Raw genomic sequence first — 25,771 nt, 5'->3', positions numbered from 1 at the left:
AGAAAAATAATTTCGTCTAAAGCTCTTGAACGGGAAGTACTTGAGAACTTTTCTCAAGATAACTTAAAGTATAATGATGATATATTATCTGGAAAGTTATTTTGCAAGTATTTAACGACCCAGACAGAAAATGAAGATGGCGAACCTTACTTCTATTGAAATGTCATGTTGAAAATTGAAGTGAATAAAGTGAAAGAAACATTGGGGCTCGTGCTTCCAGAATATCGACAAAGATTTTCCACAATGATGAGGATGCTCGGTTTCTTGAATTCGTGAAGCATGACTATGAAAAGGAGCTACCCGAAAAGTCCAGAAAACTCATATACTTTAAAAGGGACAAGGAACGTGATTTTGCAATCTTATCTCTCTTCTTAGGAAGTGGCATCAGGATGAATGAGTTATCCAACTTAAGGCTACGAGACTTGGATTTCGAGGAAAAACAAATACATGTTTTACGTAAAGGCGAAAAAAAGGATGTAGTGGCAGTATCTCCTCCGTCTATGCAGGACGTAAAAGATTAACTAGCGTTATAGGGGATCAAACGATGATACGGCCTATGTATTCTTGACTAGGGTGAATGATGGAGCCACTCCTCTTTCCAACCGCGCCATTGAGGCTTTAGTAAAGAAATACACGAAAGCATTTAAATCCAATAAATCGATGTCCCCACACAAACTGAGGCATACCTATGGGACGAACTTAATGGAGCAATCAGGAGACATCCATTTACTGATGACTCAACTTGGTCATACTTCAACCACAACCGCTGCTCTATATACAAATCCTGAAGGCTAAAAAGGCTGCGAAACAACTGGGAGAGCGAAGAACTAATTATCTTGAAAAGGATTAAATGAAAAAGGAGAAGATTTTCTAGTCTTCTCTTTTTTTGTATGTGTGTAGATATGAAAACCAAAGATATCAACTACTATGCTACTAAAAAAACGTATAATAAAAAGGAACCCCCCCCTACTCTATAATATTGCATGATGCATAAAGTTCGGAAAATGCTCAAAAACCAGTCATAGCAGGGGCTTCAAATGTAAGATGACCTGTGAGGGAGTCCAACCCACGATCCCTTACCCTGTCAAGGTAGCGAAATGATTTTAAACCAGTTTTAAAACCTTATTCTATAGGATGTTGTTATGAAATTGAAGGGGAATTTATTTAACGGCGCCCTCTAGTCGACACTGTGTCACCAACAATAGCTCTCTAAAGCTGTGATTCTTTACGTAGTTAACGGAAAATCTTCCGATGAACTCCACAAAATTTTAAGGTCAGGTTATCGGAATAATACAAAATGGAATGTCAAAGAGTAAAATTCGGATGAATCAATTATCTTAGCTGTTTGTTTCACAATTCACCTTACTATTTTGAAGCCTTAAAAGTTAAGGGCTCCAAATTAAGATGTTGTTCTAAATCCTCGTTTATTATATATGGCTCCACTATTGCTCGCTCATCAAAGCCAAAAATTCTATATAGGAAGTACTTTTCAAGGTGCTGATTAGAAAATAACAACTCACGAATCGAAAGATAAAACGGGTGATTATCTATACAAGAACAAAGGAGACAAATAACCAACCTCATATAAAAATTATTTGGAGAGAGCTGTAATAGCTCCTCCTTTTTGTTTGCCTAAAAAAGCAGATAAAAAAAAGAGACAGATTATCTGCCTCTCCCTTTAAGTAGTCTTTCCTGCATCAACTCATATTTATTCTCTACAAAAATACTACTTATCTTTGTTACAAATAGATCAAAGTAAGGATTTCCTTCTGAGGTCACAGTTACTTTACTCTTACCCTTTCCTATAGTGAAAGTCTTATTTGCCTTTGTCTGTTCTTGTACAATTGCTTTAGTCATCTCTACCCTCTCCTTGTCTGCAATTTTCTTACAGAGCTATAATTAGAAGTGTCTTTAGAAGTGTGACAGTATACAAAAAGAAGCCCAAACCGCAGGCTCTAGGTTCTACTATACTATTCTTATTTAACTTTTATATTTGTACATTCTCCTTATTACTGCCTCGAAAATGGACAAAAAAAGGAAGCTTAAAAATACGCTCAAGCTTCCTATACATATTTAAAAATCAAATTGAGTTTGTTGTTCTGGAGTAATATCCTCATAATTATCTGGATTAAAAGTGCTACCAATAATGAATTTAACATTCTTTAATTGATTTGGATCACTTTTGGTTATAACTGCAATAGTACCCTCATGTTTAGTCTTACCATAAAAAGTTCCATCAAATCCATTTTCCTCCCAGATAAAGTCATTACCACTAGCATCTAACTGCTCGCCAGTGTTAGTTACTATTTTTTGAATACCATTCCAACCAATATTCTTATCCTCAGTATTTTCAGCTGTATATTGAATTTGAAGATAATTTAATTTTTCAGGTAATTTTGTTCCATTTGTATATTGGAGTAAAAATTCTTCCGAATCCTTACTCACATTAGTCATTTGGATTACTTTTAAATCTTTAATAGTTAACTTGATAGGATCGATGTTAACATTTTGATTTACATCTTTTATTTTCAGTAGCTCTACAGTGGTACCATCCTCACCTTTAGTTTTATGCCCCACCTCAGTAAGCACTACATTTCCATTTTCATCTTCTTTTGGCTCTGTTTCTGGCTCATTAGATACTTTTTTTTGTTCAGCGGGAGTTGCCTTCTCTTCTTTTCCCTCTGAATTAGATACCTTTTCATCACTACAACCAACCATTAAAAAAGCACCCATTAGTAATGCGAATAGGCTGATTAACATGTTCTTTCTCATAGTATGTATTTGTCCCCCTTTGATAAATAGAGATTACAATAGTTAATCCCAATAGCAATAATATTACTCTGTAATAATTTTGTAAACATAATTTAACATGGTACATTTATCCAGTATATAAGCTTACCTAAATCTTTTCCTCTTGATCCTATCTTTTTTACCAAAGATTCTGTCAGCTTCTCAGGGTCAGTCTCAAGTGTATCCTTATATTTGGTGTAGGATTCTGTATTAGATGATCCATAAATATATCCCTTAAATAGGTCTAAGCCACTCCTCCTCTCTATCCTCATCCATGTAGAATGTACATGTCAGCTAAAAAAAGAAAGACCAAGCACCTCTGCTCAGCCTCCATTTATTAGTTATTTACTTTTACTTTATATTCCCAAACAAACATGCTAATAGCACTTTCAAAACCTCTAGATGCAGTAGATACTCCTGTTTGTCCTAAATGAATCAATCCACTTGATTTAAATGTAAAAGAAGTTGAGGTATTTTGGACAACACCTTGTCGCACCATACAAGTATTAAGACTTCCAATCACAGAATTTATCTCATTTTCAAGACCATTCAGATATGCAAAATCCTAATTTACAGATGCAATGCTCATATGCAATACATACTCATTATCTAGCTCTTTAAACAATGCTACCGCCTCTTTATGGACTCCATAAGCATCATCCAATGCAGATAAGATGCCTTCTTTCTTTGACTCGACAAGTGATTTATTTAGGTATGCTTGAATGCCTAAATCCTTTGTTATCTCATCCAACATAGATAAATGCTGTTTAGCACTCTCAATGTCTGTTACAACTAATTGGGATTTTGATTCAGCAATCTTTGCTTGAATCTCAGCAATAGCTTTAACTCCTGCTGATTCTACTGACTTGCTCTCTCCTAATACCAAATCAAGAGCCTCTAATTTCTCATGTAATTCCTGAACCTTTTTTTCTATAGTTGTCTTTAGTGTAGTTTTACTCATTTAGTAATCCTCCTAGTTTTTTTATAGAGAGGGAGAGAGGAAAACATAACAAAAACCTCTCTCACCAATCCCCTTACTAGTTTAGCTATGACTCTATAAGTAAAGTAATTTAGCAGGATTTCTGATGAATTGAAGTGTGGATGATAAACCTGCATTAACAATTTTAGTTTTTTCACCTTTCAAATCCCTCAACTAAACAATGATGTTAAAATCCCACCATAACTTAGCCGAGATGATATCGGGCAAAAAGTGTTCATTTTTATCTGTCAGAAACTGTTCAATTTAGTTTAGCAGTTACACTCTTCTTTATGTGGATCGTTCATTATCTTTTTAGTTCTTTCTATGTATCTATGTACTGGAAAAACATTCTTCTACTAATCCACACTTAGTCAATAAAAAATTCCATTAATTCTTCTTGTATCCATAAGTATTTAGGTTTATTCTTTTTATAACGATTCAATTCAATTTATCCTCGCTACATATCCAAATAATTATCCCTTATTATCCTCCAGAAAAAATTAATAAACACAGTTAAATAGTTTTAATGAATGGCCACCTATAAAAGTGGGACACCATTAACTTACTTCTTCTTCTTACTCCTCGGTATTCGTTTCTTCCCATTAGCATTACCTTTCGGAGTAGGTTTCTCTTGTAATTGTGGCTTCGTCTTCCCCACAACCTTCTGCTCTGCAAACCATTCCTTATATTCCGATAACTCAGGAGCCTTCTCCCACTCAGAGATAGGGCTTGTTTTTATATGCTTTTGACAAAGCGCATAATATTCCTTCGCTAAGTCAAAATTCTCTTCATTTAACAATTCACTTAAATACGAACGCACACCAAAGTCTTCCACATCATAACGAGCCCATAGGGATGCAAGTTCATGTATTAATTCAACTTGTCCATTGTTTCGTAGATGCTCCATTAGTTGATCTGATAGCTGTTTTCTCTTTTCAAGTGAGCTGTCTAACATAATGAGCTCTTTCATCCAATTTTTCACGATAATTGGTTCAACCTGCGCGCTCACATTGCTTAAAAGAGCTGTTAAATCCTGTTTTAGCGCGTTAATAAACTTCGCTTCAATATATACAGTCGTGTCCTTAATTACTTTTTCTTCTTTTATCACCACGACAGATTCATGGCGAATATCGTATTCCCCACGATAAGACAGCCAGTTATACGAGCCTAGTATATGTGTTCTTGCATCTACCACAATTTCCTTGTTATGCTGATTGCCAAACCATCGAACAAACACAGCCTGTGTGCCATCTTCATGGGTAATCTCCTGCAGCCTTTTAAGTAGCGCCGGACTAGGCTTACGGTCCTCAGTTTCCATGTTTTTCGCAATTCCCCACGAGATATAGAGGGTCTTTCCTTGTTTAGCAAATTGCTGCAATCTCGAGAGCATATCTCGGTCGACTACTACTGCCGATATCCACGGTGAGACCATGAGCATCTTTCGTTTTGTTTCGGAAAAGGAATTGATGAACCGGGCTCGAATATCTTTCCCTCTTAAAATATCGAGTACCTTTTGATTTTTATTACCCTTATTGTGAAAAGCCTTCAATCTACCTCTTAGATATTCATATCGCTCCGGAAAGTTTTCGATAATCGCTTGATCATGATGAGACTTCCACGCTTCTCCTTCAAGTCTAGTAATCTCCTCTTCAAAACGTTCATCCCATCTACCAGATGCTCCATTCCAGATACGTGCATACACTTTGTTTTCAAGTAAATCGTACAATTGATACTCGATACACTTCGCAAATTTCATAGCCTGTAAAGTAATGGGCTCAATCTTAGAAATGATTTTTTCATTTCCCCCGACTTCAAACACTTTGCCACTTTCTTGAACGTACTCTCGAAGCTTATCTTCTTCTAAAATAGTCCCCGCTAAATTGGCAACTTCATTGGAATAACGATACAAATCTAACTCCCAATCTTCTTTTACCATTACATTCGTCGGTTCCTCTTGTATCGCATTCTGATTTAACACACTAAATTCAAATGGAATAACCTCTGTACTTGGCTCACTCAAAATGGTTCCAGCTTTGAATTGTTCTTCACCAATTTTCGTCAGTTTGTACACACTATCTACCTTTTCCACTACACCTGTCGCAATCATCTGCGTAACAATATCCTCGATAAATAACGTATCAACATGTAAAAACCCGCTCAATTCATCCAGATGGCTAATATTCATATTTAAGAAGGAGAACATAACCATCTTTTTTAACATATCAATCTTTGTTTTCGTCGATGCTGTCACCTGGACGTGATAATAGTGGATCGGGATTTTCCATTCCTTTGTCCCCAATATATGAAGATATTCTTTGTCTTCTATCGCCTGATGGAGCATTCTCTCCTGAAATTCATCTGTGGAAGAATCATCCCATAGTTTCCATAACAACCCTAATCAATCCCTTCTATTTCACACGACCCTTGTGATCTCTTAAACCGTTTTTAAAACGAATGGTGTCAATAACCCTCGTATACATTTTCCTACTTGCTGCTCGTTTTGCTTGCACAGTAAACATCTTTGAGCTTCCAGTTACAATTAATAGCTCTTTAGCCCTTGATAGCGCAACGTTTAAACGACGATAATCATTGGCAAAACCAATATCCTCTTCTTTATTGCTATGATTACGTACAAAGCTTGCGATAATAATCTCACTTTCCATCCCCTGGAATCTATCGACGGTCCCGACCCGAAACTTGAGATGCTCTACTTTAAGATCATCTACTAAATGCCTTAATCTACGCACTTGCTCCCCGTAAAAGCTAATGATACCAACATTCTTCGTTGCATCCTCTGAGATTCTACCTTCTTGTTTTGCTTTGTCGACAGCAGCATTTAGGTCGACTAACAATTCAGAGATGATTTTTAACTCGGCACCATTATAAGGACTTGTCATCCCCTTCTCTTTCGTTTCAAAAAATCCCTCTTCATGCGGTAGGTCAAACCACATAATATGCTGACCACGCTTCACATATTGTCCGTCTAAATAATGGTCACGTTCTCTATTAGAATTTTCTAACCCACATCTTAATCCGTAACCTACCTCACTTTCCCCTTCATAAAACTGAGTGATTGTTTCCATAATATCTTCATGCATTCGATATTGAATCCGGAGAGTGCTTTTATACTGATCTGGCAAAGTTTTAAATAAGCGCTCAAACAGAGATTCCTGCAGGTTGGCTTTGACCTCATCCTTTTTCTGTGGATTCGGGATTTTCTCAATCACTTCATCCAATGTTTCCTGTCCAATGAGTGGTGGTAGCTGATGATGGTCCCCTACCAGAATGACCTTCTTCCCTTTTAGCATCGGTAAAAGCAGTTCAGGTGGTGTCGCCTTTGATACCTCATCAATAATGACCACATCAAAATCTGGGTAATCTCTAGCAAAATCCTTCTTCGCAGACTGCACACATGTAATCCCAATCACATTCGCATGCTTAATATACAGCTTTTTAATTTCTCTCAGGTCATAATCCTTTGCATCCTGCAGCATATTCGACCATTCAATCTTCATCATCCGTTGATTCATATAAGCTGTAATATGATTATCCGACCTCTCCATTCTCTGTTTTATCAATTGGTTCTTCTTATCAATCATCATTTTCTCTTTTTCTACGTTAATACTACTTAAATAATCAACTATTTTCTGATTCTCTTCCACTTGCTTCACTAGGTCTTCTAGAGTTGGCTGTAGTTCTGCTAGCTTAAAGCCCAACCCCTCCACTTCACGAGTGATTTCTTTTAGCTGCACCCCATATTTTTCACAAGCAAACTCTTTCTCCTCCTTCTGAATCATGAGTCTCTTTTTATATTGCTCCTCTGTTCCTAGCTCCGTTAACTCTATCACCGCAACATCTACTAATCTTCTTAACTCAGAGACAGTTTTACTCGGCTCCTCACCATCCAACTTTCCTCTCAACTCTATCAACAACTGATGACACTTCTTCACCTGATTTTTACCTGGTACCATGTCAAAATGGATAACGCCGATTTCATTCTCTATCTTCACTTCTACTTGCTTATAATAATCAGTTAGTGCTTCCAGCATTTCCACGGTTAAAAGAGGAAGCTTACTTTTTGCCTCTCTCATCTCCACCATTCGCAGTTTATTGCGCTCAACCGTCTCTTTTAGTAGCTTTTTAGCAGCAATACTTTGATTGTATTCTTCTATTAACTTCTCCACTTGTTTCGGGAGCTTTTTCGTGAGTTTCCATTTCAAGTTTTGTAGAAAAGAAGGCTCTGAGAATGCCATCATCCGATTTGCCAGACGAGGAACAAGCTGCATAAGGTCTGTATGTGGATACTCATCGGATCCACCTAGTGTCTCTGCTAATTCTGTATCATACCCATATTGAACGAGCACCTTCTTTTGCCTACCAATGACAATATCTAATTGCTTTTCTAGCCTTGAAAAAGTATCATTATCACTCGCTAACTGTGTCTTGCCAGCTTCTCCTTGATTAACCATACGAATCGACTCAGATAGTCGCATTTGTTTTTGCAAAATCGCAGGAGAATTGATATCCCTTCTACTATTAATAAAAGATACAATCTCCACATCATGCATCCGAGGAATTTCCATTAGGATATCCTCTATTTCTCTCTCACGTCTCCGCAACCGTTCTAACTGTGAATCTAATTCTTTATAGTGTTCTGATGCTTTGTCGAAAGACTCCTGTGCTTCGAGATATTCGATTTCTACTCGTAGACGATTGATTCGATTCTGAAGAGTAGCCTTCCTCTCATCAAAATTATTGCTTTCTTCCCAATTATCTAGTAACACTTTAAGTTGCGCAGCTTCATGGGAATCCTGCTGTAATTTCTGTTCGAGCTCCTTTTCCGTTAGCTCATGCTTTTCTTCTTTATTCTTTAATTGAGTCACGTGGTCTTGGATGTGACGCAGTTCATTTTGTAATCGAAACAGCTTCGTTCTGACCAATGGTGCTTTTTCGATATCTGCTAGTTTTTCTGCATTGTACTTCAGGACATTCTGATTTTTCTTAATCTCTTTCCTCTTTTCCTCAATTAACTGATCAATGTCCTTAATATCAAGTTGAATGTTTTCCAGCGTTTGCTTTTTCCAAGTTTCTGCAACATTTTCTTCGATGAATTTCTTGCCTTCTTCTTCGATACTCTTTGTGCGCCCTTTACGGAGAATCCGGACCTTAGGGTGTGCAAGTAGCTTGCTAAGTGCATTATCAACTGCTAGGTTTGATTGAGACGCAACTAATGTTCTAAGACCCCGCTCCACATTCTGATAACAAATTTCGGCGATGACCGTTGTTTTCCCAGTCCCAGGAGGCCCTTGAATCAGGTAAATATCCTCTGCTGCTAATGCCCCTTTTACTGCAGCACGCTGATAATGGTTTAAATTATCTTGTATCGCTTCTTTAAATTCAAAGCTTTGCACATTGCTAGATGTATCCATCACCGGATTTTCCTCAAATAGCAAGTACTCCAAATTCGGGTTTTTCGCTACACCATTCTGTAGGTCACGAAATCCTCCTCTTAATCTCCTCGCCTGTGTTAAACCACCATGATTACTAATATGCACCAGCCCCGCTGTCACTGGCGTCCATTTATTCTGCCTAGCGAGCTCCACATAGTCCTCATCAAGCTCAATCTCTACAATATTCTTATCAAAATCAAAACGTCGAACCGTCCCGATTTTTTCATCTGCCTCGTCCTTGCCGTCATCCTCCCACAGCAATGACACTTCGGCACCCTTTAAATCCCTTCGAGCTACTTGCCCTCTTAAAGAAGGACAGTGAATATTCAATTCTCGTAAGTGTTCAGTGAACCTAGCAGATTGAAAATCCATCGTCACCTCGTCCTGCTCTGCCTTTTCCACAATCATATCGAGATACACTTCCCAGCTCTCTAGCCGACTCTTCACAAACTTCGACTGCTCTTTTGCAAACGGGAGATTCTTGATTGCTTCTAGCGTTTCTACTGTTAAGGACGTAGCACTTCGTTCATTAATGAAGAAATGCAGTGTGGACGTAACCCGACGGTTATTTGCTTGACCTATTCCAAAAGGTAAAAACTTAATTCCCGTAACAAGCAATCCATCATCCTTTACCACTCCATACAGACTAAACGTCTGATCCTTCACATATTTCATGATTCCCTTATTTTCCGTGGAATCAAAATGGAGATTTACATATAACTCCTCTTCTGTTCTACCAGTCGCTTTCTCGATATGTACAAGAAATGAATCCTGGGAGGAAAGAAGAAGGTGAATAATTCTATCCGTTCGCACACTAAAAAACTCATCTCTATACCCTAAATTCTCATTTATATCAGACAAAGCTCTTTTGGTTAAGTTAATATAACACGGTTGTGACTCTACCTTCGCAGCTAACATACCAATTCTTCCTCTCGAAGGGGACAGCACCTCGCCCCACCATTTTCCAAAATTATCTTGATACTCTAATATAAGGGCACTGCCTCATTGAACTTTTTATATAGGAAGTCTTTGTTTAGCATAAAACACGTTTCCCGCTCATCATCTAGGAATCGATTGTAATCCTCAAGTAGTTCCTTTATGGGCAATAACAATCAGATAGTCCTTTTTTGTTCTTTTGTTCCTTAGGTGTTTGATACAATTAATATCAGACATTGCTAGCATCCTTTCGTAATCCTCCACTCTGTATTGATTCGACACCTATACAGTAGAGGGACTTGGGGTGCCTGGCAAGTCTTTTTTTATGGCACTCAATAAATAAAGTGCAGGAGTCTGAATTCAATGCTCTGCACTTCTATTTTGCAATACACAAAATATGTAATTTTATTACCTATTATGCCATAATACCTATACATAAGCACGTTTTTTTCTTTATTATGATTAATATATTCTATTTTTTCAATTATATTAAATTAATTAATATCGGCTTTGTGGACACTGAAAATAATAAAATGGAAATTTATTGGAAAAATTCCCTTTCCATATTTTGCACTATAAAAGAGGTTTGATTTAATTTGCTATATGGTAAATAAATCAGACAATAAAATGTTCATGGTTAAGGGGATAAATAATTTACGTTAAGATATTTGCGGAAATTATGAAAAATCCCCAAATCGAGTAGATTCGGGGATTTCTGAATTATATACCAAATGTTAGAGAGTTCAGTATAATTATCAGTGTTTAAAATAATTTACTTCTGTCCATCTTCTATTAAACAATCAAAAAATAGTTTAAATCCTTTTACCATAAGTCTCAAGGTGGTATATCTTATGGTGTTGCCGTATGATTTCTAGATGTGTAATAAATCACATTAATAATAATGGCAGCTATCCCCTGGATAACCGTTTTAACAATAATCTGACCAAAAATTGCAAATGGAACTGCTTCCCAAGGTATAAAGTTCGCACCAATTGGACTTAAACCTATAATTACAAATATTACAGAATCTAATAGCCCGCCAACAATACCACTATATAATACTCGCCAACTCATTGGTAAATTCAAACGAGTATATATTTCAGTATCAGCAGTTTCTGAAATAACAAATGACAGGGCTGATGCTAAGACAATCAATAAAGTATCACCTAATAGAAAAGATACTAAAGCTGATAAAGCAAGAGCAATAGCAATACAGAAATATGTTTTCTTTCTTCCATATTTGTTCTGTACCAAATCTCGAAAAATAAAAGTAGCACCTATTAAGAAAGTGCCCATTGGGATTATGAATACGCCAAGCTGTAAAGGAGCAAATGCAGCAGTAACAACGTTTGCAGTTATAATAGCAACTAAGTATAATATTATTCTCAACTAATCACCCCATCTTAATATATAAATTTAAAACTTTTTTCTCTTTTAAAAATAGGAACGTATGTTCCTTGAAATATTCTACCTCAAACTTATAAAGTTATAAACTGGAACTTTCAGTTTGTTTCAATAAAAAAACTAAACTCCTCGTTTATTTCCCCATATATAGGTATGCAGTTGTGGTAATACTTTTACATCTTTTAATTCATTATCTAACATGACTTTATTTAAAAGCCATTCATATTTCTGTAGAAGTTGATTTACCAAATGTTGATTATCTGTTGTTTTATTATCCTCATTTCCAACCTGTAGGAAGAATGGAGTTTTGGGATATCTAAGGTGTATTTTTTTAGCATAGTTGTAATCAATCTCATCGAAAACAACAACCTTCAAACTTACATTATGTGAAGGGTCTTTTTCCTTTAGTTTGTCAATTACTTTATCAAGTATATCAAAATTTGTAATCATCCCTGAACTTGGTGGCTTTGGAGAAATTGTTAATTCATCGATATGCAAAAACCAATCCTGCCACTTACTTCCCTGTGTCTCTAAACCAATTTTTATATTGTTTTCTTTTAAAAGGTCGATTAAGTAACTTAGGTTCTTTAATAATGCAGGATTCCCACCTGATATTGTTACAAAAGAAAAACCATCTCCGCCGAGTAAAACAAGTTCTTTCCAAATTTCTTCTGCGTCCATTTGCTTTATTAAATCTTTTCCAGAACCGTCCCAGGTAAAAGCAGAATCACACCATGAACAAGAATAATCACAACCAGCTGTTCGAACAAACATTGTCTTTTGTCCAATGACCATGCCTTCGCCTTGGATAGTTGGACCAAAGACCTCCATTACTGGTATTTTACTCATCCTCTATCCACTCCCGTCTTGCTTCAGCATAACCTGTTGGAGTTTCATATAATCGAACAAACTCTAATCTAGCATCCTTGTATTTAATCTGTCTTTCTTCTTGCTTCAAAGCATCGGACATTATTTCATAAATCCACACGACAATGTTTTCGGCTGTCGTATTCATCGGTGGCAGTGTTTCATTTAAATATCTATGATCAAGAAATATTTCAATTTCGTTTTTCCAAATTTCTTTGATCTCACCAAAATCAATCATTAACCCACGGTCATCAACAAATCCGCTCAGTCCAAAAATAACTCTATAAGTATGGCCATGGAGATTTTTGCACTTTCCTTCGTAGGCATGCAAATGATGCGCTGAGTCAAAGGTGAATTCCTTACTAACCATCACGCGTTTATTATGGTACTTTAACTGGTTACGTTTTATATCTTCATCTATTTTTTGGAGCTTTTCAACAATCCGAAAACCGTACATTATTTATTGCCCCTTTCTATCCTTCAAATAGTTGTCGAAGCCGTTTTTCCGTAACTTACATGCCGGACATTCACCACAACCATCGGCAACAATTCCGTTATAGCATGTCAGAGTTTTTTCACGGACAAAATCAAATGCTCCAAGATCGTCTGCTAGCTTCCATGTTTCAGCTTTATTCAACCACATTAATGGAGTATGAATCACAAATTGCTGATCCATAGAAAGGTTAAGTGTTACATTTAATGATTTAACGAACACATCTCGACAGTCTGGATATCCACTAAAATCCGTCTCACAAACCCCAGTGACAATGTGTTTCGCACCAACTTGGCTAGCTAGCACACCAGCAAAAGACATGAATAATAAATTTCGACCAGGAACAAAGGTCGATGGAAGGCTGCCGCCATTTTCCCCATCCTTCACTTCAATTTCATCTCTTGTTAAAGCATTCGGTGCTAGTTGATTCAGTAAACTCATATCTAAAATATGATGCTTTACACCAAGTTCTTTTGCTATATTTTTTGCACATTCTATTTCAGCAATATGTCTTTGATTGTAATCAAAAGTAACAGCAATTACTTCTTGAAATTGTTCTAATGCCCAGAATAAACACGTAGTACTATCTTGTCCTCCACTAAACACAACGATAGCTTTATCTTTTTTCAATTGTAAAACTCCTTTCAATAGAAAAAACAGCACTACTAAGAAAGCAGAACTGTTTTCCTTAGTTTTTTAAAGAGGGTAGCTAGAACCTCTACCGCGAGAGCGGGTTTCTCTATAAATATTATATCATAATTTGAGATAGAATTATTTTTTTTAATTATTGCTACAACTTAGGTTACTAAAAAAATCATCAACCTCTATTGGTAAAGGCACTTTCAATTTGATTACAATTACCTAGTAATTAATAATAATTTAGCTTACATGACTAGACATAACTTGGTTATCATACTGTTCTTGACAATACTCCTCCAATGCCTCTATAATTCCGGTTTCCCCTGAACTTCGAGAATATAATAAATTATCATCTAAATAAGGTGATATCCCAAAAGTTAATGCATGGGACATACAAGTTGTGACGAGAATAACTAAATCTGAGTTTCGAGCATACGCTTTCGCTTCATTTGTCAATTTACTATCCGTACAGACCTTTACTTTAACATTTGGATTTCTCTTTGTAATCCGCTGTGCAGCTCGCTGTGCTGGTTTCTCACGTAGAGAGTAGATGGTAATAGACATATTAGGTAATACCTCTAATAGATCCATATCTCTATTAGAAGTTATCTTCTCATTTAATGCATCAATCATGGAAGAATTAGCAGATATTCTGTTTCCTAAATCAATCCATGATTGAATAACCGTTTGGTTAGCTATTCTATCAAGAAGAGATCCAACCCAATTTGTCCAAACTGGTTGTAAGAGATCATCACCAAGTCCGTATTCCTTAAATAGCTCTAAAGATTCTAGCACATATGATGATAATCGATCTGTAGGGAATACATTAAACCATGATTCGACTTGATTCCAATATAAATGAACTTTGGAAATCTCTAAGCACAATAAACCTTCCGTTAGTCTTAATAAAAAGCCGGTATTATTTTCATTTCGTTTCCCATGAATACAGAGAATTTCTCGCGTATATTCATATAATTCATTCGCCTTTTCATTAGGAAAATAATCATCTTGCATTAACTCTGTAACAAACATAGGCAATGCTGTTTGTAAAAGAGATTTTTGCATGGATGAGAGAGCCTCTATTCCTATCGTAGCTATTATTTCTGATAGATTACTAAGAGACGTAATGGACCAATTGATATTCCCTTGTTGAACATCTATCGTCGTTAAATGCTCTTCTAAAAGATCAAAATCAGAAGTGTGTATAAAATTATAAAACCAGTTGTACCAATCCACTCGATCGGTTGTCTCAGCCGTTATTAATAAAGATTCATTCCCTTTTTGTAGATTAAGTAAGTAGATCATCCATCCTTTAGATTGCGGTTCTTTCATTAACTGCCGTTGTTCCTGTTCAGATAGCATTTCATAATGCTTTAATGCAACAGAGCACGTTTCCTCTGTTTCTTCCATAATGGAAATTCCTGCAAGCAAACGAACCTTATCAATAGAAAGATCAACTCCATTTAGAAGAAGAAAAGCATCTTCATACTCATGATTAGTAAAACACTGTTTGGCTCGTTCTAATTTATCATTAATGGAGATTATCGGCTTCTCTTTATTCGTTTGTACATAAAGTAAGAGGAATTCAATAATATCTTTAGTGATCTCATCTTTGGTCTTTTCTTGGTAGCGCTCCAGTTTATCTTCCTGACCTTTAGAAGCTGCTTCATAAGCAAATACACGTATAGAAGTTTCCTCATCTAAACTCAACTGTGAACGTAAGAGTGTTCCAAGCTTATATCGTGATTCTTTAAATGCTTTCATTGACAAATCATATCGGCCGAGAATATCCGATTTAGATAATTTGCGTTGATAAAATGTTCGGATTAAAGCGATATGAACTTGAATAGGTATTTTACCGAATCCAGCCAAGATCTCAAAATCATCAGATTCCCAAATTCGATCCCACTTACCTTGGGCACTTAACCAATGAAGCGTTAAAAATTTATAATTTTCATCACTCAAATATTTTCCTTGCTGAAGTGTATTTAAATAGCTTTTCGCCTCTTCCCATTTTTGTAAAACAATCGCTTGATAAAATCTGCTTCGTAATGTGAATGCATTTACCTTTAACTCGTCATATGAGATGTTCGGTCGACGGTCATCAAGCCTCCTCCATAACCGAAGTCTCCCCCAAATATTTTCTTCCTGCTCAACCTTTGATACATAAGCGTAATAACCATCAGGAAATAGTTCATACCCGATTCGGCCCAATCTTTTTTCCGAATCAAAGTTTAACTTTCTTCCATCATTTAGTGGTGTACAATGATAAGGTAACAAAAAGTGATCTAATTCACGAATATGTTGTCCTAATAAATAATCTTTATGTGCAAACAAAAACCAAAAAGTCTCCTTTTGGTTGTTCCTAAAAGGAAGAACAGCAGGGTTATCCTCATAAAACCTTTTAATCATCCCTAATAATTCATCGTTTTTCCCTGACCACTCATTCCCGTTAACGGATAAATGATAAGGATTTACACCATTTACTTGTAGTAGCAGAAGAAGGAATTTGGTTTTTAATGATTGTGACATATTTCCTCAGCCTCCTCCCATCTAGTACGTGCTGCTAGCAAAGCCTGATTGACCTCAGACCGATCACTCGTAATACGAATATTTTCACCATTAATATTAATACCGCTAAACGTAAAGTTCATTGAACCATGTAGATATATATGGCTAGTCATAAGACCTTTTTCGTGATTGTTATTTAATTTCTTTATTTCAACTTCATTTAGTTGGCTAATAAACCTCTTTGTTTCTACTCGATTAGGATCACATATGATACGGATTTTAGATCCTTTCCAAGATAAAGTATTTAGTATGTCTGAAAGATAGATGATTTTCCCTTCTATCATGGGAAACAAATCAGAGTATTGTCCTAATCTATTCCGTATAAGAGGTGAATTACTTAAAAAAGGCGATATCAAATAAATCTCTTTACTTGGTAGTACAGCTTCTAGTGAAAAAATAGATGCTAAGCAATCTATTAACGTTACTGAACTATTATGGGAGCGAATGGTACGATTATGCATGTGTTACCTCCCTCACTCGAACATCAAACAACCAATTACTACCTTTACTATGAACACCTGAGATATACGGATAATAAAATTCATAATCAAAATCAATTGGGGTTTGAATGATATCCACTAATATCCTTTGACATTCTTCCATTTCCTCAAATGAAGTCCATACGCAAACTTGGTTACCCTTTTTTAATAGTTCCATTAATCTTTCGCTCCAATTAGCCTTACTTGAATCAATGGTTATCTTTGTTGGTTTACTTACCGACTTAAGTAATAGGCGTGATGGCTTTGCAAAAGACTGATATGGACTATATAGATTCAAACATTCAGGACAAGAATCATTACAGTCATTCCATAAAAGAGTCTCGACAAGTAATAGACGTTGCTTTTCATCATAGTTGCCGCTTGAATATAGATTTTCAAGAATAGAATCAATCCGTACTTTTATGTCATCCAATCGCAAACAAGCAACAGTAAATACACGCAGATCAATTTTACATTCTAATCGTCGTTCCTCACGACGCCACAACTCTTGTAAATCTTTCATTAATTCATCCGTCATTTGATTATTATTATTATGAAGCAATTTCGTTGTAAAGCTTACAAATAATTCACGATTTGGCGTGATACCACGGTCACTTAATTGCTTTCGAAGTAATTCAAGTTGCTGTTTTTGCTCATCCAAATTGGTTGCTTTCCGAATAATAGAAATGGTCTCATAAAAGTCAGGATCATTAAAATGATCAACGATAGAAGACAATCCTTTAGAAATGTCGTTTCTTGGACAATCATCAACTGCTTTAAAGAATAAATCTTCAAACAACCTAGGCTCATTACTCATTGCTGAAGCAATACTAGAAATAACCCCCATTCCTCCTGAGTCTGTTTCTGAAAGCCATATTTGATGATCCTTTATATCAATATTGATATCTTCTGTATTGATATCAGGTAATAATTGTTCAACTGCCTGTTTTATACACGCTGCAATTGTTGTGTGCAGTCGTTCCATGATCCACGGATAATAGGCTTCATCTTCGGTTATATCTACATAAAGTAAGTCAAGACGTGCAATAAAACGTTCCATAATTCCTTCATCATCCAGATGGGATAATAACCTTTTATAAAGTTTGGCTTCTTCTGCCTGGTCATTATCTTCTATTTTTACGGCCGTAGATTGAAAAATCACATTAAGCGCTCGTAAAGAAATGGCCTTAACCTGTTCCCTATAGATTTCAACCGCTTCTTTAATGCCACATTGTTTACTAACGGAAGTTGCAATGGTTGAGGACAGACATATTTGCCAAAGCCATTCGATTTCAAAAATGGATAACTGGCTCGCTAATTCTAAATCATTCTGAAGCATATCCAGATAGAATCTTGGTCTTAATTCTGTCAAAAGCTGTTCCCATTCTGGTTGAAACTTAATTTGTTCTAAGTCTATATCAGCTAACTTAAATACAATAGCATCGACATCAACTTGGAAACCCATAGCCGTTTGGCCTTTACTTGAACCATACGTGAAATGATAGACTTTCCTCTCGGATTTTCCATCTTTATATTTAATTTCAACATTACATTTGGTTGCATAACGCGTGAACGTTACCGTTTGAAGTTCATTAGACGAAAATAAATGTATCCTAGTAAAGAATGATTTTAATGCTGATTGAGATAATAAAGGGATGTCAACCTCTACTTCTGTTTCTGCATGATTCTTTGTTAAAACCTTTACATTCCAATCCAATATTCCTGTTGTCCTGTCACTTAATTCATAAGGGATTTGTAATAGTTCATATTTAAGTGGTAAATAAACGTCAATGCGGTCATCATTTTCTTCTACCCTATTGATAAATCTGCCAACAATATGTCCCTCTTTCATATCAATGATTTCTTTATCTAAAGAAACTGGTAACCATTGTGCTTCCTTAATGTTTTCCGCCTTGGCATATCTCTTTGAAACATTCCCTGGAGCAAATTCTTTAATTCCTTGTTGTAAAGCTTGATAATGAACTCTTTTCTGATCTTTGTTAATCCATAATTCTAATTCATTTACTTCTAATGTAGAAAATAAGTTTCTTGGAACATACCCCTGTAATGGTGATGTTGGCAATTCTTTGTTCCCCTCTTGTCTTGCCCAATCCATGGATAGATGATTTAACAAAGTAGGGAATAAATCAAACATGATAGAGCGCGGAGGAGTCCATAACAACTGATTAAGATGATTTTCATCTACTTGTAAGGCAGACTTCATAAAAAGAATAAACTCTTGATCATTTCCATCTAAAATATCCATAACTAGATCAGAAATCACACGTCGTTCTCTCTGATAACTTTTATATTGTGGTGAAAGAACATTCCAAATCGGTTGGTTAAACCCTTGTTGTTTTAATTGAACACTAAACCAATCCATAACGGCAAAACCAGCTTGAATTCTCTGAACATATACATTCCTAACGGGTAAAGATAAGTCTGGTAAATTGGGGCTAAATAATTGTTCTGGAAAATCATAGACAAACCGATCCCTACCATAGGATGACACAACTACTACTGTCCAAGGCCTTGTTCCTCGCTTACGACCTGCACGACCTTTTCGTTGTAAGAAAGATGCTAAATTCCTTGGTGCCTTATGTTGAATAACAGCCCCTACAGCTGGATCATTATATCCAACTTCTAGAGTACTAGTTGCGACGACAAACTTTGCTTTTGAATCAACACCTTTATATTGTGAAGATGTAATAGCAATCTTCATTGGATTCTGAAGACCTACAGGGTCAATTCGTTTGGCTAGTTCCCAAACCTGACCTGCATTAAATTGATATTTTTTTGTTTTTTCAAGCTGTGGTGCTTCTTCTTTGATTACTTCCCAATCACGATATTGGCTTAATACAAGATCTTCTTCTGCACTCTTTTCAATATGATACCAACGATTAATTACGTCTAATTTATCCGTAAAACCGAAGATCTTGGAACCAAAGGCACCATTCGAAGTTGAATGACCAAGAGGGTCTAACATTCTTCCCAGTAACATAGCCGTCTGCACAGATGTTGATAATAGAGCAGTACTGGAAAATGGATCCCCACGAAGTACAAGATTATATTCCATACCCTCATCGGTCATATCTTCGGGATTTGGAGTTACGTACTTACAACTATTTTCTGAAATACCTACTAATTGTGAAAAGAAATATTGTGGATTTGGTAATGTTGCTGACAAACCAACGAACTGAATTCCATACCGAGAATCCGCATATTTTTTTACTAGATTTTTCCACCTCTTCAAGACATAAGAAACATGGGCACCATTTATTCCATTGTAAATATGGACTTCGTCTAATAAAACAAATAATGGTGGCTTTCGATCTGATCTAATACCAAAAAGGTGTTGATCATAACCACTTGATAGTTTTCGATTTAACATCTCGGTAGTAGTAAATAGAATATCAGGTTGTTGTCTTATCATCCGTTTTCTTGTCAAAATAATATTTTGGGATTCAACTATGACATGACAAGTTGCACCTGTACAATAGAGTTTTTCATATTGATCTTCATTTGTTGCTATTACCTTCTCCAAGTCAACTGTTTTCCATATTAAATCCGAACCACAATTCGGACAAACTAAGGATGGACAGACATAACCATCTTGCTTCTTTTGCCATTTTCGATTTTCATGGGAACGTACTTCCTCTGCATGGTCAGGTGTATCCCCATAATAACATCCAATAGATATTGGACGAATGGACTGCGAATGAAATAAATTGTTTAATTTTAATACTTCACTTAAAGCCTCACTGTATTGATCCTTCAGCAATTCTGTCCGAGGATATATTGCTAACATCCGTGTCCATGTCCGTGAATCATCTTTAATAGATTGGGAAATTTGACTAAAGGCAGGTAAATAAAACGACTTCGTTTTCCCTGACCCTGTTCCAGCTCCAATGATCGTTCCACCTTCAGTTGACTTTTTGCCTTCTTTTAACAGATGCAATAACGATTCAACTTGAAACACTGAGAGTTTCAAGTTACCATGTTCTAATAATTCATCAAGTGCCGATAGAATAAAGGGAGCAAACTGTTCATCTCTTAATTTGCTCCTAATTTGATTCCAATTTTGATCACGCTTTGGATAGTTCCGATACTTCAAATTTGTTTTTATGTTACTAACTAAGTTAGGTGCACTTAACCAATCTGTAAATTTAAAACGTTGTTTTAGCAAATATAAGAGACGAACTGTTTCAGCATAACGAGAACGATAACCCGTCTTCCCTTTAAACAACAATTTTCTATCCACCAGATTTTTGATGATATCACTTGATCTAATACCTTGATCTTCTAATTTTGACCATAGTTCTCCTATAAATTGAGTGGGAGAAGACTCAATAATCTTTTCTACCTTAAGTAACGGATTAAAAGATCCTCCTATGATCCCCCACGTTAACAAGTTATTTTCTTCTAATTCTAATTGTGTTAATACCTCTTCTGCTAATCTATCTAAATCGGTGCGTTCCATTATTGAAACCTCACTTAACTGACAAAATTATTTATATGTGATCTTTAAGTTACTTGAAAAATTATTTTCATTTAACCAACGGATTATTTCTGGAGTAACATCGTTGATGGTTGCTTTGTTATTTGCCACTGAATCAAGAAACTTTTGTACCTCAGGTGACGCATTAATATTCGTTAACTTTTCTCTAGCGCGAATAAGATACCTCGTAAACTGTTGTAGATTTCTTTCAGATATTGGCCACTTATTTGTCAGAACTTCCAACCAATGAATAATATCATTGATATCGGTATCCAATCCTGCCACCTGTTTAATAGAGGATAAACCTCGGATTACATCCTGACTTTTTGAGGATGCGAACTTAGTCCATTTTTCATGCCATTCGGTATTAAAATTATCTATTTCCTTCGTTAAATAATTAATTTTATTTTGTTTAGGGTCGTTTTCAAAGGTTTCAAGTAATTCATTAATCTTTTCTATTACTTTGGACATATCAGGTTTCATAAACTCTTCTGGATATGTCGCTTCAAGGCTTTTAATGGCGTTAATAAACTCGTAATATGCACTTGATTGATCGACTAATTTTTGACTAAATTCTCGATAATCTTCATACTTACTCAACCTATCTTCCTCTATTTTTACTTGCTCAATTAACTTACGAGTCGATATAACCTTATCTAATAACATTTGATGACACCTCCTTATGGATGTCTTCAATATCATTACGTAATTTTTCCAAATAATTGCGTGTATCTTCAATTACTTGTTTCGTTTGACCTTCTCTTAACTTTTGATCTAACTTTTTGTGCTTTTCATCAAATTTATCGTATCTATTTTTTAACAATCGGTCCATCTTTTCAAACAATTTGATATATTCAACGATTCGTGTATGAGGAACGGTTATTAAACCTACTAATAATTGGTCATTCTCCCACTCTTCCACTTGTTTTAATGACTTCAATTGAAAAAGAAGCTGCTCATGGTTTAAATCACGTTTTTGTAAAGAACTAAAATCTTCACTAACAAAACCCTCGTTAATACTTTTGAAATAGCCTAACAAATCCCGCATTTCATTAAATAATTGATCCACTGTTTCATCAGAACCAATATAATTCATTATGCTATTTATTCTCTCCTGAATTAAATTACATTCTCCTTTAATTGCAAGAGGTAATCCATTTCTCAATAGATCTAATAGTTGTAAAGACGTAAATCGAGTCGATTCTCTATAAAGAGTATTATCAGGTAATTCTAATTTCTCCATATCCCAATTCTGTTTTTTTAGAAGTTTAATTTCTTTTAAAATTTTTGCAGCATCAATAAAATGAACTCCTGTTTTATCAGTAATCTTTCCTTGGACACGGTTATACATGCTTTTTAATAAATCGTAGTTTGTCTGAACTAGCCGATTGGTCCCAGAGTTATTAAGTCGCTTTTGCATAGATGTCCATTCTGAAGAGCGATGTTCCTCAATCGGAATCTGTGGTTGCTGAAATAAAGCTTCATAAATTTTTAAAGAAGACATGTCACTTCGGTTCAGATTCCCTGATAATACCGTTAATTGGTAATTTGCTATAAGAACCCATTTTGAAAACTCCCATTTTTCACGATTCGTCACTTCTTTTGGGTACTTTATATAAGCTATTACATTCTCTTTTTCTTCATGAAGCCAATTATAAAAACCAGGTAAATAATCAATGCTACTCTCAAAATCCCATGATTTATTCCCGAGATGTCGCCATGCGGCCATCGATAATAGCGCATAGTAAGTAGAAGGTTTTTTCTCTATTAATAGTACTTCACTGCCTGCTGTTGATACGGTTTGACCTTCGATATGAATTCTCCGACTTTGAAAGTGGTCGCTAACTAAACGAGAAGAAATATTCTCCGCTTCCCAATCAATAAAATCAATAAAGGCATTGTAAATGTCTTCCCTGAAATTGGAATAACTTTTTATCTTTCCTATCCCATTCATCCACTGTTCCAGTTCTGAAACAACCTTATCAAATGCATCTTGACCAGGATTTTTAGCTATTGGTAGGACCACCGGAACTATTGGATCAGGAGGACGATCAATTTTCCCTCCTCCAGTAGGGGGGATCGTTACAGTTGGTTCAACCTGTGGCTTGACCACTCGATTTTTATCTGCAATAAAGGGTAAACTAAAAGCATAAAAGGCATCTTTTGACAATCCACCAACTGTCATTTCATTGTTATGCTGAACCGTATCGACTGTACCATTTCCCCACACTCTTAAGAAGGAGGTCAATCGTTCGCTATGTTGAGGTTCCTTGTTCTCTATTATACGTTTTGATGTGATGACATCCTTGAAATTAGATAAATGAGGAAACTCATTTGTTAATTCAATAATTTTAGGTGGAAACTCATCATTGGCAAAAAATAATTGCAATAGATGCGTTAAAACATGTTTCAAAAATCTCCTGGGTGTTTTATTTTCTAATGCATGATAAAAGTTTTCTAAAGCTGTTTTGTTAAAAGGAAACAATGTTAACGTACGCTTATCTTTCAAATGAAAGTTAGCCCATTCAAAATCTTTGTATTCTGCGGAAATCGGAAGCGATCCTTCATCTGCTCCATTATCTACCCATTTAACAAGTTGGCTGCGTTCTATATAAATGGCATTAAGATATCGAGCAGCCATTTCTGAAATTTGATTACCATCAAATAATGCAGCCTTATCAATTAAAACTCGACCTGTTACCCTTTCTTTCAGATTATCAGGAATCGTAGTCTTATAGTACTCATTTGTAATCCCAACAAAGGAAAGAAGTCGACAGTATTCTTCGTTATAATCTGTTCCTTTATGTTCAGTGACTAGCACTTCAACCAATGCACGATCAATTCCTGTAAATGAAGTAATATCCTCAATAAATAGCGTTAAGTTTTTATTGTTTACTTTCAATTCTCTTCGAAGTTGCTGAAATACGTCTTTTAAGTCTGAACCTCTTAAATTGGCACAGCGTTGGACAACCGTTTCTAAAAATTGATTTAAGTAGTTAGCAAGATCCAGTCTAAGTTGAGCAGGATTTTCATTATTAAAAAGAGATTCAGCCAGCTTCATAGAACGTTTCGATGCATCAGATTGCCTAAAGGTTTGAAGTAAATCAACTGTTATGACAAAGTCTTCTGCCTTAAAGCGTGGAGAAATATCATCTAGCCGCTCATTTGAACTTTCAGCAGCTAATCTCATTTTAATTCTTTCAATTGGACCCGATTCCCTGAACATAAACTCTTGAATAGACGGTTCTACAAGAAAGGCATATAAGTTTTTCTTGATTTTACTTGGTAAACTAGCTGTCTCCTCATCACCTTGGACAGCGATCGCGAATTGATGAATAATATTTTGTTTTAAATCATTTTCTTTTAAATGCTCATTCGCTAAAATCAACTTTTTAATTTTATCAATCGTATCACTTTCTTCGAATATTCCTGAATTGATAATTTGTTCAAGAGCACCTCTTAACGTACTTTGTGAACGAGAAATGAATAGTACGGCTTCTTCATCTAAATTAACTGATTTCTCATATCGTTCCTTTACCCACCGGATAAAATGAGATTTTCCTGTTCCATTATCCCCTTGAACAATAATAAATTGGTGATCATTTCGACGGTTTAATACTTGTTTCCGAAAGAATGTCTCCTCATCCATTTCTGATTTTCCTGTTTCTTTAATTCCGCTCGTAACATGTATTAACTTTTTAAAGGGTGTATGTGTAGCAAGGAAGTTAACTTCGTCAATATTCGTAGCATCCGTTCGGATCACATCGGCCACTTTGTCCAAATATTGTTCTTTATTTGGATTATTCATATATATCACCGCCTAATCTTTATTTCTGATACTTCCATTACGATTTCGTGAGTATTGCATTTCGTTAGGAACCATGTATCCAAGGCATCTGATTGATAATGTAATTCAATAATTTTATGATCATGTAGGGCTCTTAAACCTGAAGATAAACCTAATGTCAAAGTTTGAGATGGTAATTCCCCTGCCCCTTTACTATTATTAAAAATTTCCCCACCATCAAGTTCTCGTGATGTGGTAGAAAGCCACTTCATAAATTCAGCAAATGGAATAAACTGTCCTCTTGTCAGACCTTTATTTTCCATCAGTAAATCTGCTAAACGGATTTCTGTATTCGGAATGACAACTCCACTATTTAGAAACCCATACCCAAGAAAAGATGCCCATGATTTCCATGCATTAATGTTGGTATCATTAAATTCATTTGGAGAATCCTTTTCAAATTGCATTTCACTATTAAATTCATCTGCAAGCTTTTTACTAGACTCTCCAAAAACCTTTGCTCCGCGCATTAAGTACCAACTCGTAAACTTATAAAACATAAGATCTGATTTAGATAAGGCTAATCTTGAAATTAGACGTCGAAACGTAGTTGGTGTTTCAATATCCTTTTTGTTAACTAATAGATTCACTTTGTCTATTGTCTTATCCTCTTCAATTAAACGGCCTTCTTTTGCCAACCTAAATACATCTGAGAATTGAGATTTAGCATTGTTTAAATGGTTTGGTTGAAGTAAATCTGATAATTGTTGTTTAGATAAAGACTTATAAGCTACAAGTTGGCATAAAGCTAAAACCCTATTAGGCATCATCGTGTTAGCTAGACGTGGTATAAATGGCATATTAATCACCATCCTTTA

Annotated in this window: 18 protein-coding genes and 1 riboswitch; of the genes, 2 read left to right on the top strand and 16 right to left on the bottom strand. The window is 35.6% G+C overall.

Features of this window, described 5'->3' with window-relative positions:
• The first annotated feature begins 272 nt into the window (after window positions 1–272).
• Window positions 273–521 (top strand): tyrosine-type recombinase/integrase, encoded by a 249-nt coding sequence (locus QNH43_RS10575; protein ID WP_283917787.1) that lies wholly within the window; start codon window positions 273–275, stop codon window positions 519–521.
• Window positions 522–573: 52 nt separating this feature from the next.
• The gene (locus QNH43_RS27780) at window positions 574–795 is read left to right on the top strand and encodes a tyrosine-type recombinase/integrase (protein ID WP_434060194.1); all 222 of its coding nucleotides are present in this window, start codon (window positions 574–576) and stop codon (window positions 793–795) included.
• An 867-nt stretch (window positions 796–1,662) separates the two neighbouring features.
• Here QNH43_RS27780 and QNH43_RS10570 read toward each other — a convergent pair.
• From QNH43_RS10570 to QNH43_RS10495, 16 genes are all read right to left on the bottom strand, one after another.
• Window positions 1,663–1,857 carry a hypothetical protein gene (locus tag QNH43_RS10570; protein ID WP_283917786.1) on the bottom strand — a complete coding sequence of 65 codons (195 nt, stop codon included), beginning with the start codon at window positions 1,855–1,857 and terminating at the stop codon, window positions 1,663–1,665.
• Window positions 1,858–2,073: 216 nt separating this feature from the next.
• Window positions 2,074–2,772, bottom strand: coding sequence for a hypothetical protein (locus tag QNH43_RS10565; protein ID WP_283917785.1), 699 nt, complete (start codon window positions 2,770–2,772; stop codon window positions 2,074–2,076).
• Between the two features lie 355 nt (window positions 2,773–3,127).
• Window positions 3,128–3,313 carry a hypothetical protein gene (locus QNH43_RS10560; RefSeq protein WP_283917784.1) on the bottom strand — a complete coding sequence of 62 codons (186 nt, stop codon included), beginning with the start codon at window positions 3,311–3,313 and terminating at the stop codon, window positions 3,128–3,130.
• A gap of 42 nt (window positions 3,314–3,355) precedes the next feature.
• Window positions 3,356–3,751: a hypothetical protein gene (locus QNH43_RS10555; RefSeq protein ID WP_283917783.1), complete on the bottom strand. Its 396-nt coding sequence runs from the start codon at window positions 3,749–3,751 to the stop codon at window positions 3,356–3,358.
• A gap of 580 nt (window positions 3,752–4,331) precedes the next feature.
• A complete protein-coding gene (locus QNH43_RS10550; protein WP_283917782.1) occupies window positions 4,332–6,161 on the bottom strand; it encodes a phospholipase D-like domain-containing protein in 1,830 nt (609 codons plus the stop codon).
• A 16-nt stretch (window positions 6,162–6,177) separates the two neighbouring features.
• Complete coding sequence (locus QNH43_RS10545) at window positions 6,178–10,137, bottom strand: DEAD/DEAH box helicase (RefSeq protein WP_283917781.1); 3,960 nt, start codon at window positions 10,135–10,137, stop codon at window positions 6,178–6,180.
• An 867-nt stretch (window positions 10,138–11,004) separates the two neighbouring features.
• The gene (locus QNH43_RS10540; protein ID WP_283917780.1) at window positions 11,005–11,544 is read right to left on the bottom strand and encodes a VUT family protein; all 540 of its coding nucleotides are present in this window, start codon (window positions 11,542–11,544) and stop codon (window positions 11,005–11,007) included.
• A 135-nt stretch (window positions 11,545–11,679) separates the two neighbouring features.
• Window positions 11,680–12,408: a 7-carboxy-7-deazaguanine synthase QueE gene (gene queE, locus QNH43_RS10535; protein ID WP_283917779.1), complete on the bottom strand. Its 729-nt coding sequence runs from the start codon at window positions 12,406–12,408 to the stop codon at window positions 11,680–11,682.
• The gene (gene queD, locus QNH43_RS10530; protein WP_283917778.1) at window positions 12,401–12,883 is read right to left on the bottom strand and encodes a 6-carboxytetrahydropterin synthase QueD; all 483 of its coding nucleotides are present in this window, start codon (window positions 12,881–12,883) and stop codon (window positions 12,401–12,403) included. The genes queE and queD overlap by 8 nt, the downstream gene beginning before the upstream one ends.
• Window positions 12,884–12,886: 3 nt before the next feature.
• Entirely contained in the window at window positions 12,887–13,567 is a 681-nt protein-coding gene (gene queC / locus QNH43_RS10525) for a 7-cyano-7-deazaguanine synthase QueC (RefSeq protein WP_283917777.1), read from the bottom strand.
• A gap of 34 nt (window positions 13,568–13,601) precedes the next feature.
• A riboswitch (PreQ1 riboswitch) is annotated at window positions 13,602–13,644 on the bottom strand.
• 154 nt (window positions 13,645–13,798) lie between these two features.
• Window positions 13,799–16,090: a protein DpdD gene (dpdD, locus tag QNH43_RS10520; RefSeq protein ID WP_283917776.1), complete on the bottom strand. Its 2,292-nt coding sequence runs from the start codon at window positions 16,088–16,090 to the stop codon at window positions 13,799–13,801.
• Window positions 16,075–16,590 (bottom strand): phospholipase D-like domain-containing protein DpdK, encoded by a 516-nt coding sequence (gene dpdK, locus QNH43_RS10515; protein ID WP_283917775.1) that lies wholly within the window; start codon window positions 16,588–16,590, stop codon window positions 16,075–16,077. Before dpdK ends, dpdD begins: the two co-directional genes overlap by 16 nt.
• Window positions 16,583–21,088 carry a protein DpdJ gene (dpdJ, locus tag QNH43_RS10510; RefSeq protein ID WP_283917774.1) on the bottom strand — a complete coding sequence of 1,502 codons (4,506 nt, stop codon included), beginning with the start codon at window positions 21,086–21,088 and terminating at the stop codon, window positions 16,583–16,585. The genes dpdK and dpdJ overlap by 8 nt, the downstream gene beginning before the upstream one ends.
• Window positions 21,089–21,115: 27 nt before the next feature.
• The gene (locus tag QNH43_RS10505) at window positions 21,116–21,772 is read right to left on the bottom strand and encodes a hypothetical protein (RefSeq protein ID WP_283917773.1); all 657 of its coding nucleotides are present in this window, start codon (window positions 21,770–21,772) and stop codon (window positions 21,116–21,118) included.
• Window positions 21,759–24,914: a hypothetical protein gene (locus tag QNH43_RS10500; RefSeq protein WP_283917772.1), complete on the bottom strand. Its 3,156-nt coding sequence runs from the start codon at window positions 24,912–24,914 to the stop codon at window positions 21,759–21,761. The genes QNH43_RS10505 and QNH43_RS10500 overlap by 14 nt, the downstream gene beginning before the upstream one ends.
• Window positions 24,915–24,919: 5 nt before the next feature.
• Window positions 24,920–25,753, bottom strand: a complete 834-nt coding sequence (locus tag QNH43_RS10495; RefSeq protein ID WP_283917771.1) for a hypothetical protein — start codon at window positions 25,751–25,753, stop codon at window positions 24,920–24,922.
• Window positions 25,754–25,771 lie beyond the last annotated feature (18 nt).

It is taken from the genome of Peribacillus simplex (genome assembly GCF_030123325.1).
In the GTDB taxonomy this organism is placed as follows: domain Bacteria; phylum Bacillota; class Bacilli; order Bacillales; family DSM-1321; genus Peribacillus; species Peribacillus simplex_D.
The sequence above is the reverse complement of the archived record's forward strand: the minus strand, read 5'-3'. Positions and strand labels throughout refer to the sequence as shown.